This window comes from Janthinobacterium agaricidamnosum (genome assembly GCF_003667705.1).
Lineage (GTDB): Bacteria > Pseudomonadota > Gammaproteobacteria > Burkholderiales > Burkholderiaceae_D > Janthinobacterium.
Map to the genome: position 1 here is coordinate 1905909 of NZ_CP033019.1, position 13173 is coordinate 1919081.

The window sequence follows — 13173 nt, forward strand, 5'->3', positions numbered from 1 at the left end:
AGACCCGCCGGGTCTGACCCCAGCCTTTGCTTTTCGGGCTAAATTTGCACATCACTGTATAAGAAAAGGCCCATGAATATCTCTGGTCCCCACCTCGAAACCTTAACCCACCGCCTGGCCGACACGCCCGTCGAATTCTTCGCCGAGCCCCGTATCGCCGGTGTTGCCAATGCGCAGGCGGTGGCGGTGGCCGCGCTGGTCAACGACATTGTGCTGCTGCATGGCGCGCGTGCGCCTGCCGCGTCCCTGCAGGGTTTTATCGGCGCGCAGGTGAAGGCGGACCGCAACCGGCTGGCGCTGGCCATGATCCTGTGCTGGCTGCTGGCTGACGAGTGGTTCATCGCACAGCGGTTGCCGCAGCATGATCTGCTGCAGGTGCTGGGCGAGGCGGCGCGCGAACTGGCCGCCAGTACGCCGGCCCACCAGTTCACGCAAGACCCGGAGCGGCGCGAGGAACTGGCGCGCATCGTGCTGGCGCGCCTGGGTTTTCGGCCCCGCGATGAAAGCGTGGCGCAGGCCACGGACAGATTGTCCGCCATCAGCGGCACGGAGCGCCGCCGCCTGCTCGAAGCGAGCCGCCTGGCCGAGCAGCGTTCGCGCGAGATCCGCGAGGCGCTGGCGAAGAAGGCGGCCGAGGAATCGGCCGACAAGTGGTCGCGCGAATGACGCTCGCTGGCAAACCTGACGTCAACCTGCCGGGCGGTGCCTGGGAATCGGACCGCGACTATTGTCCCACCCTGACGCCGGCGGGCGCACGCATGCTGGACAAACTGCGCAGCCATCCGTGCGCGCCCCGGTACCGCAACCGCAGCGGCAACAAGCTGCTGGCGGCGGAAGTCGAAGCGCTGCGCGCCTATGAACAGGACGTCATGGATGCCGCGATCGGCTGGAGCGTCGATGCGCCGCCGTCCTGGCTGGCGGATTATCTCAGGACGACCTACTCCACGGTGCCGTATTACCGCGCCTGCGGCTCGCCCCCCGCGCGCCTTGCGGACGTGGCGCCTGTCAGCCGCGCCGAACTGGCCCACGACATCGCCGCCTTCGTGCCCGACGATGCGGACCTGGCGCGCATGATCAATTTCCAGACGACGGGCACCACGGGCCATCCGCTGCTGATCGCCTCGCATCCGCTGGTGGCGGGGCGATACCTGGCCTTCCACAAGCGCGCGCTGCGCCGCTTCGGCGTGACCCTGCGCCATGGCGCGGGCCAAGTGGGCGTGATGCTGCTGGGGCACCAGCGCCGCTGCTTCACCTATGTCTCCGTCACGCCGACGATGAACGAATCGGGCCTGGCGAAGATCAACCTGCACGTGGACGACTGGCGCCAGGCTGAAGACCGCGCGCGCTACCTGGACGCCATGGCGCCCGAGCTGATCGCGGGCGACCCCATCTCGTTTGCCGAGCTGCTGACCTTGTCCATGACGCACAAGCCTGCCGCGCTGCTGTCCGTCTCGATGATGCTGTTGCCCGGCATGCGCGCGCGGCTGGAAGCGGCTTTTGGCTGCCCCGTGCTCGATATCTATTCGCTCAATGAAGTGGGACCCGTCGCCGTCTACGACGAGCGGGCGGGCGGCCACGTGCTGCTGCAGCACCGGCTGTACGTGGAAATCCTCGATGCGGATGGCCGTCCCGTGCCCGATGGCGCGCGCGGCGAAATCACGGTGACGGGCGGTTTTAACTTTTGCCTGCCCCTTGTGCGCTACCGCACGGGCGATTACGCGTCGCTGCTGCATGGCCCGCATGGCCCTGTGCTGGTGGGCCTGGCTGGCCGCAGCCCTTTGCGCTACAGGACGGTCAATGGCGAGTGGCTCAACAATATCGACATCACGCATGCCCTGAAACCGTTGGCCATCGCCCTGTTCGGCGTGCATCAGCATGGCGACGGCGCCGTCGCGCTGCGCCTGGCACCGAACGCCATGCCGCAGGCTGACCGTGCTCGCGCCTTGCTCGCGCCTTTTTTCGGCGCCATCACGGTCGAGATCTTGCTGGCGGAAGACAAGATCATTCAATACACCTCGGATTTGCGGGAAGCGGCAGCATGAAGCTCCATAAACGCGGCCTTGTGGTCGGCAAATTTTGCCCGCTGCATCAGGGCCATGAACTGTTGATCAACCGTGCGCAAGACGCCTGCGAAGAGCTGCTGGTGGTCAGCTACACCAAGCCCGAATTTCCCGGCCTGGAACCGGCGCGCCGGGAACGGTGGCTGCGCGCGCAATTCCCGCAAGCGCACATCGTGGTGCTCGACGATGCGCGCCTGGCCGCCCTGTGCGCGGCGCGCGGCGTGCCGGCGCGCGCGCTGCCGCACAACGACGCCGATGGCGACGACCATCGCCACTTCATGGGCTGGCTGTGCTGGACGGTGCTGGACTTGCCCGTCGATGCCGTGTTTAGCAGCGAAGAGTATGGCCCCGGCTTTGCGCAGGTGCTGGAACGGCATTATGCAGCTGGCGCGGTGGCGCACGTGAGCGTGGACCAGGCAAGAACCCTGGTACCCGTGTCCGGCACCCTCGTGCGGCAAGACCCGCATGCGCACAGCGCCTTCCTGTCGCCCGTTGTGCGCGCCGATTTCGTCACGCGCGTGTGCGTGCTCGGCGGCGAGTCGAGCGGCAAGACGACTTTGACGCAAGCGCTGGCGCGGTATTTCGAGACGGCCTGGGTGGCCGAATATGGCCGAGAGTTATGGGAGCGCCAGGATGGCGTATTGCACTATGACGATCTGCTGAAGATCGGCCGGGAACAGCTGCGCCGCGAAGCGCAGGCGCTCCTGGTTGCGCGGCGCTGGCTGTTTTGCGATACCTCGCCCATGACCACGTATTTTTACTGCGTCGAGATGTTCGGCAGGGCCGAGCAGGAATTGGCGCAGCTGGCCGAACACCGCTATGACCTTATGCTGCTGTGCGCCCCTGATTTCCCCTTCATCCAGGACGGCACCCGCCGCGACGAGGATTTCCGCGCGCGCCAGCATGCTTGGTACCAGGCCGAGCTGGCGCGGCGGGGGATCGCCTATGTCAATGTGTCAGGTTCCGTGGATGACAGGGTCAGGCAGGTGGCGCAGGTGCTGACGGGACCTTAATGGCGGATGCGTGGCGTACGCGGCGGTGTCGGATTACGCTGCGCTAATCCGACCTACGCTGTTGCTACGGCGGCGCACGCGGATACCGCAGGGTAGGTCGGATTCGCGGCGCATGCCGCGTAATCCGACGAGATTGTTACAGCGGCCGCACGGGGATGCAGATCTCGCAAGAGAATTCGCCGGTGGCCGGGTCCATCGCCGTGGCGGCGGCAAAGCGCTCGAAGCAGGGGCGCTCGTCCCACTGCAGGCCGCTGGCCGGCAGCCATTCGCGCGCCATGCGCGTCCACGCGTCGGGGATGGCGCTGGACGGTCCCTTGAATTGCGCCACCGCGTAACGCCCGCCTGGCAGGGTGGCGAGGCTGGCGCGTCCGGCTGACTGGAAGCCGTCGGGCACGGCGACGCAGGCGTCGTAGCGGCATTTTTCCGGCGGCGTGATGCTTGGATCGTCAAGGCCGATGCCGTAGCAGGTGGCGTCGCCCAGGCCGTGCGACTGCATCCACGGTGATACGGTGTCGCGCCAGAAGGCGCTGATGGCGGGGCCGTAGGGGCCGATATGGCGCTGGCACGCGACGGTGACGGGCGGCAGGTCGAGGATGGTGACTTGCATGGGACTCTCTCTATCAAGTGGATTGGAGTGCCCATGGTGCGGGAAGTTCGGCCCGTATTCCTGATCGGTATTGCGCATGGCCTGATCCGGATTGCTATCTTGCCGGCGCAGGCGCATGGCCGCGAGCATGGCGGCGTTTTTCGCGGCAATGCCGGCGCGCCAGGCTGTCGGCGTGCAGCCGAATTTCAGCTTGAAGGCGCGCGCAAACGCTTCGCCGGAACCGAAGCCCGTCGCCAGCGCGATGTCGAGTATCGACTCGCCGGGACGGCAGGCCAGCCGCAAGGCGGCCGATTCCAGGCGCCGGCGGCGCGCATAATCGCCCAAGGTTTCACCCATCCAGGCGGCGAACACGCGGTGAAAGTGGAAACGGGAAAAATGCGCGACATCGGCCAGTTGGGCCAGGTCCAGCGGCGTGTCCAGGTGGCGGTCGATATGGTCGAGCACGGCATTCATGCGGCGCGCGTATTCGGCGCGGAACAGCCCGGACGCCCGCTGTTCAGGGGGAATAGGAGGGGAAGACATGCCGCCGATTATGGCATGAACTCCCCTGGGAACGGCGCGAAAAAAAGTCTTACGCCGCGTTCAAGGCCTGTTCCAGGTCTTCGCGCAAGTCGTCGATATGCTCGATGCCCACGGACAGGCGCAGCATGTCTTCGGACACGCCCGCCTTGGCCAGTTCCTCGGGATTGAGCTGGCGGTGCGTGGTGGACGCCGGGTGGGTGGCCAGCGACTTGGCGTCGCCGATGTTGACCAGGCGCGTAAACAGCTGCAGGGCGTCGAGCACGCGGGCGCCGGCAGCGCGCGGGTCTTCGCTTGCCGCCAGTTTCAGGCCGAAGGACAGGATGCCCGAGGCGCGGCCGTGCATGTATTTTTTCACCAGCGCGTGGTCCGGGTGGTCTTCCAGGCCCGCGTAATTGACCCACGCGACTTTCGGATGCTGCTTCAGGTGCTTGGCCAGGGCCAGCGTATTGTCGCAGATGCGGTCCATGCGCAGGGCCAGCGTCTCGATGCCCTGGATCAGCTGGAAGGCGGAGAGCGGCGAAATGGCCGCGCCCATGTTGCGCAGCGGGACGACGCGCGCGCGGCCGATGAAGGCGGCGGGGCCGAACGCTTCCGTGTAGACGACGCCGTGGTAGGAAACGTCCGGCTCGTTCAGGCGCTTGAAACGCTCCTTGTGTTCGGCCCACGGAAATTTGCCGCTGTCGACGATGGCGCCGCCCACGGTGGTGCCGTGGCCGCCCAGGTATTTGGTCAGCGAATGGACGACGATGTCGGCGCCATGCTCGATGGGGCGGAACAGATAGGGGCTCGGTACGGTGTTATCGACGATCAGCGGGATGCCGTGCGCATGCGCGATTTCGGCCAGTTTCGCCACGTCCGTCACGTTGCCCAGCGGGTTGCCGATCGATTCGCAGAAGATGGCCTTGGTGCGCGCGTCGATCAGGGCGGCGAAGGTCTCGGGCTGGCGCGCATCGGCGAAGCGCACTTCGATGCCGATCTGCGGCAGGGTGTGGGCAAACAGGTTGTAGGTGCCGCCGTACAGCTGGCTGGCGGAGATGAAATTGTCGCCCGCTTCGGCGATGGTCTGGATCGCGTAGGTGATGGCCGCCATGCCGGAAGCGACGGCCAGCGCGGCCACGCCGCCTTCCAGCGCCGCGACGCGCTTTTCCAGCACGTCCTGCGTGGGGTTCATGATGCGCGTGTAGATGTTCCCGGCGACCTTGAGGTCGAACAGGTCGGCGCCATGCTGGGCATTGTCGAAGGCGTAGGCCACCGTCTGGTAGATGGGGACGGCGGCGGCCTTGGTGGTCGGGTCGGGGGTGTAGCCGGCGTGCACGGCCAGGGTTTCGATTCTCATGTGGTCTCCGGTTCGATTGGTCTGCGATGGTGAAGCGTTTGAAATTCGCAGCCATTGTGCCATGCCCCCGTTAACTGCTTGCTACGCTTGATAGAATATTAAGTTATAAGCTAGTGCTGTCTTGATATAAGTCATCCAGCTCTGCCTGGCCGATGAACCGTTCATGCGTGCCGTTCTGCATGCAGGCAAACGCGCCGCCGATGGCGCCGCGGCGCATGGCTTCGTCGAGCGGCAATCCTGCCAGCCAGGCGTGCAGGAAGGCGGCGACGAACGAGTCGCCGGCGCCATTCGTGTCCACCACGGGCAGCTTCAATCCCGCCGTCGGAGTGTGGCGCACGGACGCGCTGCCCCGTTCCAGCAGGTAGGCGCCATGCGCGCCGGCCATGGCGATCACGGCCTGCGCGCGGCCTTGCGAAATAATTTCGCGCATGACGGACTCCGTACGCTCGCCCAGCGCTGCCGTGCTGAGGAAAACCAGGTCGGCGCGCAGCGCAAAGACCTTGTGGTGCGGGTTGACGCCATCCCAGTCGTGCAGATCGGTCGACACCGTCGTGCCGCACGTCAGTGCATCGTCAAACAGTGCGGCCACCCAGCCCATGATGGAAAAGTGCGCGTGGCGCGCCGGTCCCAGGTAGGGAAGATAGAAAGCGGCCGGCATGCGCAGGTCTTCCGGGTGGCGGCCGTCGTACAGCGACAGCCGGCGCCCCTGCGGGTCGACCAGGTTGACGCTGCGCCGCGTGCCCGACGGTTCGACTAGGTGTGAAAAATCGAGCCTGGTCTCTTTATAGCGCTGCAGGATGGCCGCGCCTTGCGCATCGTCGCCGATGAAGTCGATGAACTTGCAGCGCAGGCCCAGCGCGTGGCAACCGAGCGCCACGCCATTGCCCGTGTGCGCCACGTAGTCGCGGATGGGGGGCACGTGCAGCGAATCGGCCACGGGCAATTGCAGGTCGGGGACGCGCACGATCGTGTCGATGCCGGCGCCGCCAACTACTAAAATGTCATAGGTACTCATGGTGCAGCCTTTTCTAACAGGACGGTGCCGGCCGCGTTCACCGCGACGGCGCCATTTTTTACCAGGTAGGTTTGATTTGTATAAGCGTCGCGCAGCTTGGCGCCATCGGCGAACACGCCGTGTACCTTCAGTGAGAGCGCGCCTTGCGCCTCGGGCACGGCGATGACGGCGTCACCATCCATCACGCGGGCGAAGGCGTACGGCTTGTCGTTGATGAACCGGTGTTCACCGCGCGCCAGGGCAGGGTGGCGCAGCCGGAACTGGCCCAGCTTGCGCGCATGCGCGAGGGTGGCAGCATCGAGCGAGCCCCAGTTCATGCTTGACCGCGTCGCCTGCTGTTCGTCGCCGATGGGCGCCGCGCCAGGCTGGCGCGCGCTTTCATCGCCATAGAACAGCTGCACGCCGCCCGGCGCCAGCAGCAGGGCGCTCAAGCCGTGCTTCAATTGATCGCGCGGGAACAGGCTGGTGTCGTGCGAGGAGATGTACGACAGGATGTCGTAGCGAGGCTCATTGCCAATGCGCTTGCCTAGCAAGCCCGCGTACTGGCGGTACACGCCGTCGATGCTTTTCCAGTCGCCGCCCGCGCGGTGTTGAAAGTCGAAATTGATCATCGAGTCGAAGCCGGCATCAAACCAGCTGCTGCGCTCGGGGCCATGGCCCCACGCTTCGCCCGTCATCCAGAATGGCGCATCGTCGATCTTCTGTTCGGGATGGCGCGTCTTCCAGTCTTTTAATGCATCGCTGGCGGCCGCGCGCAGGGCCAGCCAGCTGGCCGGCTCCACGTGCTTGACGGTGTCGGCCCTGAAACCGTCGACGCCGAATTCGCGCACCCAGTCGGCCAGCCAGTGCACCAGATAACCGCGCACCGTGGTGCCGGGCAAGGCGACGGCGCGCGTGTCCGTCTTGCGCTGCAAAATCGGCGGCAAGCCCACGGCCTTGCCGCTCTCCGTGCGGAAGTCGGGCAGGTAGGCCAGCTGCATCGTGTAGTCGTCCTTGCCGCCATCGGAATAGCCGGGCAGGCCCGCACGTACCCAGTCCGGCCCCCACCATTGCTTGAATTCGAAGTTGTTGTAGTCGATGAAGCTGTGATAATCGCGCAGCGCGGCCTTGTCATGGCCGGGCCACAGCACGGGCACCTTGTATTCGGCCAGGGTGCGCAAGTCCGCATAGCCGGGGTGGTTCAGCACCACGTCGAACAGCACGCGGATGCCTTGCGCGTGCGCCGTGGCGATCATCTCGCGCAGCTCGTCGCGCGTGCCCATGTTGGCGTCCATCGTGGTGTAATCGAGTGCCCAGTAGCCGTGGTAGGCATAGTGCTGGAATTGCTGCTTGCCGCCCACCACCCAGCCGTGGATCTGTTCATACGGCGCCGTGATCCACAGCGCGTTGATGCCCAGTTCCTTGAAATAGCCGGCTTTGAGCTGCTGCGTGATGCCGGCGATGTCGCCGCCGTGAAAGCTGCCCACGTCGCCGCCTTGCGGGTCGGCCGCGCGGCCGTAACTGTGGTCGTTGCCGGGATTGCCGTTGGCGAAACGGTCCGTCACGGCAAAGTAGACGATGGGGTTCTCTGCAAAGCTGCCCGCCTGCGCCGGCAGGCAGACGAGCAAAGCGGCGAGGGCGGTCAGCACGGTCTTCATGTCAGCCCTTCACGCCGCCGGCCGTCAGGCCGGAGATCATCCATTTTTGCGCCAGCAGGAACACGGCCGTGATCGGCAAGCCGGACAAAATGGCCGCCGCGGCGAAGTCGCCCCACAGGTATTTTTGCTCGTACAGGAACAGTTTCGAGCCGACGGCCAGGGTCAGGTTGTTCTGCTCATGCAGCAGCACGGACGCGATCGGGTATTCGATGATGGCGCCGATGAAGGACAACAAAAACACCACCATCAGGATGGGCACCGTCATCGGCAGCAGCACGTAGACGAAGGCCTGCCACTGCGTGGCGCCGTCGACCTTGGCCGCTTCCTCGATCTCGACGGGGATGGTTTGATAATAGCCCTTGATGGTCCAGATATGCAGGGCGATGCCGCCCGTGTAGGCCAGTACCAGGCTGCCGTGGTGGTCGATGCCCAGCCACGGCACGTAGCTGCCCAGCACGTCGAAGATGGCGTAGATGGCCACCAGGGCCAGCACGGCGGGGAACATCTGCAGCAGCATCAGCGCGGACAGCGTCTGCGACTTGAAGCGGAATTGCATGCGCGCGAACGCATACGCGCAGGTGGTCGATAGCAGCACGGTGACGGTGGCGCTCATGCTGGCCACCTTGATGGAATTCCACAGCCACAGCAGCACGGGGAAGTCCGGCTCGACCAGGGCGCCGTTGGGCGCCTGGTAAGACATGCCCAGCGCCAATCGCCAGTGCTCGAAGCTGATCTCGGGCGGGATCAAACTGCCCGAGGCGAAGTTGCCTGGTCGCAAAGAAATCGACAGGATCATCAGGAAGGGGAACATCACCAGCGCGATCAGCGCGATCACGGCGACATGGGCCGCCAGGATGCGCCAGCGGTTGGAACGGTCGACAACGATAGCCATTACTGTCCTTTATGCTTTGTTCATGCGCGTCAGGCGCATGTTGACCAGCGAAATCGCGGCCACGAGGAAGAAGATCAGGGTCGAGATGGCGGCGGCCAGGCCAAAGTTCTGGCCGGAATCCTCGAACGCGATACGGTAGGTGTAGGACACGAGCAAGTCCGTCGTGCCGGCCGGTAACGTTGTATCGAGGAAATCGGGACGCCCGCCCGTCAGCAAGCTGATCAGCACGAAATTATTGAAGTTGAACCCCAGGCTGGCCACCATCAGCGGTGTCAGCGGCTTGATGATCAACGGCAGGGTGATCTTGAAGAAATTCGTCAGCGGTCCCGCGCCGGCCAGGGCCGACGCTTCGTACAGGTCCGACGGGATCGCCTTGATGAGACCCATGCACACGACCATCATGTAGGGGTAGCCGAGCCAGGTGTTGACGATCAGGATCATGGCCTTGGCCAGGGTGGTGTCCGAGAACCAGGCGGGCTTGATGCCGAACAAGGCGTCGAGCACGAGGTTGATTTCGCCGAAGTTGTTATTGAACAGTCCCTTGAAGACCAGGATGGAAATGAAACCGGGCACGGCGTACGGCAGGAACAGCAGCGTGCGGTACAGGCCGCGGAAGCGCAGCGCATCCCAGTTCAGCAGAACGGCCAGCACCATGCCCAGGCCCGTCGTGGTCGCCACGCTGATCAGGGCGAAGACGATGGTCCAGACGAAAATGCGCAGGAAGGGGCCGCGGAACGCTTCGTCGGAGAAGATTTTCACGAAGTTGGCAAAGCCAACATTGACCTTGAAACCCGGTTCCAGTTTGGTGCCGTCCGGCATTTCATAAAAGCCCGTCTTGAAGTTCGGCGTCACGAGTTCGCCCGTGGCGACTTTCTTCAGGGTCTTGTCCGGCAATTGCTTGTAGACATGCGCGACGGGACCGAATTCGCGCAAGCCCACCATGCGCAGCTCGATCCTGTTCGGCAGGATGAGCGTCAGCAGCTTCAAATCCTTTTGCAGCGCGATGATGTCCTTGATGGGCAGAGCAGGGGACAGCACGGGCGCCTGCACGGGGTCAGCCGGCGCCACGTCCACCTTCAGCGGGACGGCGCGCTTCAGGGCTAGCGGCGGCGTCAGCAGCACTTCGCCCGTGTCCGGGCTTTCCAGGCGCAAGCGGTATTCCTTGTTGTCGGCATGCACGGTCATGGCATAGCCGGCGCTTTCCACGCGCTGCGTCTCGTCGAGCAGGTATTGCGTGGCCCTGTCATAGGTGAGCAGGTTGCGCGAACTGAAATTGGTAAAGCCGATCGACACCGTGTACACCATCGGCAGCAGCACGAAGACGATGACCGCCGTGATGCCGGGGAACAGATAACGGTAGGCATAGGCGCGCGGCGACGTGAAGACAAACGTCGTCAGGGTCAGCAAGCCGAGGAAAACGGCGGCCAGCATGGTCTGGCCGGAAATGTACAACATGAAGAGCAGATACAGACCCAGCGCCATGCTGATGGTCAATACCGTAGGGCCGATAAACTTGCGCACGATGGGATACCTGTGAAGATGGATGCTGGATGTCAAGCGTGGTGGCGTAGGTCGGATTAGCGGCTGCGCCGCGTAATCCGACATCAGCCGCCAACAATGTTGTCGGATTACGGCCCTTCGGGCCTAATCCAACCTACCTAAAGCTAATTAATTGGCGGTCGTAATCCGCTTCGCCGCCGCATCCAGGCCATCCTTGGTCGTCTGGCGGCCCTGGGTGATGTTTTCCAGCGCCGATTGCATCGACGACCAGAAGCGGCCCATTTCCGGATTGTTCGGCATCGGGCGGCCCGCTTGGGCGCTTTCCATCGTCGCCTGGATGTTCGGATTGGCTTTCAATTCCGCGAACAGCACCTTGTTCGCTGGCGTGCCCAGCGGGACGTCGGCGTTGATGGTTTTCAGGCCATTGAGCTGCAGCATCTGGTTTTCCAGAAATTCCGTCGCCAGGTCCTTGTTCGGACTGGCTTTCGAAATCATCGCACCCAGCACGCCCACGAATGGGGTGGCCGTCTTGCCTGCCACGGTAGGAATCGTTGCCACGCCGTAATTGATCTTCGATTTGCGCGCATTGTCCCACGACCATGGGCCGTTGATCATCATGGCGATCTTGCCCTGGTTGAAGCCTGCTTCCATTTCCGCGTAGCCCGCGCCCTTCGGCATGGCGCCGCTGTTGATCAGAGTCATCAGCGCATTCACGCCCGCCTGCGAACCGGCATTGTTCACGCCCGTTTTCGCTGCATCGTAGCGGCCGTCGGACTTGACTTCAAACGGGAAGCCGCCGCCCGCGCCCAGCAAAGGCCACGTGAAATAGGTATTCGTGTAATCCCACAGGATGGCTTTCTTGCCTTGTGCGGAGAGTTTCTTGTCCAGCGCGGCGATTTCCTCGAAGGTCTTGGGCGGGGTCGGCACCAGGTCCTTGTTGTAGACGAGGGCGACGGCTTCGATCGAGATCGGGTAGCCCCAGGTCTTGCCGCCCACGGTAAAGGCATTCCAGGCCAGCGGCAGGATGGCGGCGCGCGCTTCCTTGCTTGGCGTCACTGGTTGCAGCAAGCCTGCGTCGATCCAGCCGCCGATGCGGTCATGCGGCCAGATCCAGATGTCCGGGCCCTTGCCGGCGGCGGCCGCCTGCTGGAATTTGTTCGGCGCATCTTCCGGGTGCTCGACGACGACCTTGATGCCCGTCTTCTTGGTGAATTCTTCGCCGACCTTGGCCAGGCCCTTGTAGCCTTTGTCTCCATTGATCCAGATCAACAGGGTGCCTGCTTCGGCCGCGTTCGCCATGCTGACGGCGGCCAGGTTGCCGATGCCGGCCAGGGCGGCGGCGATCAGGGTGGTTTTGATGAAGCTGCGTTTCGGGTGCGTGAAGGACATGTCAATCTCCAGTATCTTTTTTTATGCTAAGTTTATGTTGAGTATCAAGGCTGAAACGATGCAACCAGGCCAGGCGGCGCCTGTAGCGCCTGGCCCCTAAAGCGGATAGATCAGGTGCGGGTCTGGCCGTGCTCGTCGAACACGTGGACGCGGGCGGGCGCCACCTGCAGCGCCACGGACTGGCCAATCGCCCAGTCCGTATCCGCATCGGCGCGCACCACCAGCGGCTCGTCGCCGCCCGGGACGTGCACATACAGATAGCTGATGTCGCCCAGTTTTTCCACCGCCTGCACGGTGGCCGTGATGGCGGCAGCGGCACCGGGCACGCATGCCTGCACGTGCTCGGGGCGCGCGCCGACGGTGACGGGCATACCGCTGGCCAGCGGCTGCGTCAACGCCGCCTGCAGCATGCCGCCCGCGTTGGTGGCGATGGTGGCCACGCCGTCGATATAGCTGTGGATCTTGCCTTTGAGGAAGTTCATGCGGGGCGAACCGAGGAAGCCGGCCACGAACAGGTTGGCGGGATGGTGGTACAGCTCGAGCGGTGCGCCCACCTGTTCGATGCGTCCCGCGTTGAGCACGACGATGCGGTCGGCCAGGGTCATCGCCTCGACCTGGTCATGCGTGACGTAAATCATGGTCGAGCGCAATTCGCGGTGCAGATTCGCCAGTTCGATGCGCATCTGCACGCGCAAGGAGGCGTCTAGGTTGGACAGCGGCTCGTCGAATAGGAAGACGTCGGGTTTGCGCACGATGGCGCGGCCGATGGCGACGCGCTGGCGCTGGCCGCCCGACAAGTCTTTCGGCTTGCGTTCGAGCAAAGGTTCGATGCGCAGGATTTGCGCGGCGCGCTGCACGGCGTCGGCGATCTGTACTTTACTCATACCGGCCAGTTTCAGGCCGAAGGCCATGTTCTGTGCCACGCTCATGTGCGGGTACAGGGCGTAGCTCTGGAACACCATGGCGATGCCGCGCTTGGCGGGCGGCACGTCGTTCATGCGCGTCTTGCCGATGAATAAGTCGCCGCCGCTGATTTCTTCCAGGCCGCAGATGCTGCGCAGCAAGGTGGATTTGCCGCAACCCGACGGGCCCACGAAGACCATGAATTCGCCATCGGCGATCTCCAGGTCGATGCCGTGCAGGGTTTGCACGTCGCCATATGCCTTCTTCAGGCCTGTTAATTTCAGTCCAGCCATGTCGTC

11 protein-coding genes are annotated in these 13173 nt (G+C 64.0%); 3 read left to right on the top strand and 8 right to left on the bottom strand.

The window, feature by feature from the left end; all coding sequences use genetic code 11:
- Window positions 1-72 precede the first annotated feature (72 nt).
- From D9M09_RS08760 to D9M09_RS08770, 3 genes are read left to right on the top strand one after another with little or no spacing between them, the layout of a single operon-like run.
- Window positions 73-666, top strand: coding sequence for a hypothetical protein (locus tag D9M09_RS08760; RefSeq protein ID WP_121669073.1), 594 nt, complete (start codon window positions 73-75; stop codon window positions 664-666).
- On the top strand, window positions 663-2042 hold the full coding sequence (locus D9M09_RS08765) for an AMP-binding protein (protein WP_121669074.1): 1380 nt from the start codon (window positions 663-665) through the stop codon (window positions 2040-2042). Before D9M09_RS08760 ends, D9M09_RS08765 begins: the two co-directional genes overlap by 4 nt.
- Window positions 2039-3073 (top strand): AAA family ATPase, encoded by a 1035-nt coding sequence (locus tag D9M09_RS08770; RefSeq protein WP_121669075.1) that lies wholly within the window; start codon window positions 2039-2041, stop codon window positions 3071-3073. Before D9M09_RS08765 ends, D9M09_RS08770 begins: the two co-directional genes overlap by 4 nt.
- Window positions 3074-3209: 136 nt before the next feature.
- Here D9M09_RS08770 and D9M09_RS08775 read toward each other — a convergent pair whose 3' ends face one another.
- From D9M09_RS08775 to D9M09_RS08810, 8 genes are all read right to left on the bottom strand, one after another.
- On the bottom strand, window positions 3210-4202 hold the full coding sequence (locus D9M09_RS08775) for an AraC family transcriptional regulator (protein WP_205602341.1): 993 nt from the start codon (window positions 4200-4202) through the stop codon (window positions 3210-3212).
- A gap of 49 nt (window positions 4203-4251) precedes the next feature.
- Window positions 4252-5538, bottom strand: a complete 1287-nt coding sequence (locus D9M09_RS08780) for an O-acetylhomoserine aminocarboxypropyltransferase/cysteine synthase family protein (protein WP_121669077.1) — start codon at window positions 5536-5538, stop codon at window positions 4252-4254.
- Window positions 5539-5641: 103 nt separating this feature from the next.
- On the bottom strand, window positions 5642-6553 hold the full coding sequence (locus tag D9M09_RS08785; protein ID WP_121669078.1) for a carbohydrate kinase family protein: 912 nt from the start codon (window positions 6551-6553) through the stop codon (window positions 5642-5644).
- Window positions 6550-8190 (bottom strand): alpha-amylase family glycosyl hydrolase, encoded by a 1641-nt coding sequence (locus D9M09_RS08790; protein WP_121669079.1) that lies wholly within the window; start codon window positions 8188-8190, stop codon window positions 6550-6552. Before D9M09_RS08790 ends, D9M09_RS08785 begins: the two co-directional genes overlap by 4 nt.
- 1 nt (window position 8191) lies before the next feature.
- Window positions 8192-9082: a maltose ABC transporter permease MalG gene (gene malG / locus D9M09_RS08795; RefSeq protein WP_070218276.1), complete on the bottom strand. Its 891-nt coding sequence runs from the start codon at window positions 9080-9082 to the stop codon at window positions 8192-8194.
- A 9-nt stretch (window positions 9083-9091) separates the two neighbouring features.
- Window positions 9092-10603, bottom strand: a complete 1512-nt coding sequence (gene malF / locus D9M09_RS08800) for a maltose ABC transporter permease MalF (RefSeq protein ID WP_121669080.1) — start codon at window positions 10601-10603, stop codon at window positions 9092-9094.
- Window positions 10604-10750: 147 nt separating this feature from the next.
- Window positions 10751-11971 carry a maltose/maltodextrin ABC transporter substrate-binding protein MalE gene (malE, locus tag D9M09_RS08805; RefSeq protein WP_205602342.1) on the bottom strand — a complete coding sequence of 407 codons (1221 nt, stop codon included), beginning with the start codon at window positions 11969-11971 and terminating at the stop codon, window positions 10751-10753.
- Window positions 11972-12081: 110 nt separating this feature from the next.
- On the bottom strand, window positions 12082-13167 hold the full coding sequence (locus D9M09_RS08810) for an ABC transporter ATP-binding protein (protein ID WP_121669081.1): 1086 nt from the start codon (window positions 13165-13167) through the stop codon (window positions 12082-12084).
- Window positions 13168-13173: the final 6 nt, after the last annotated feature.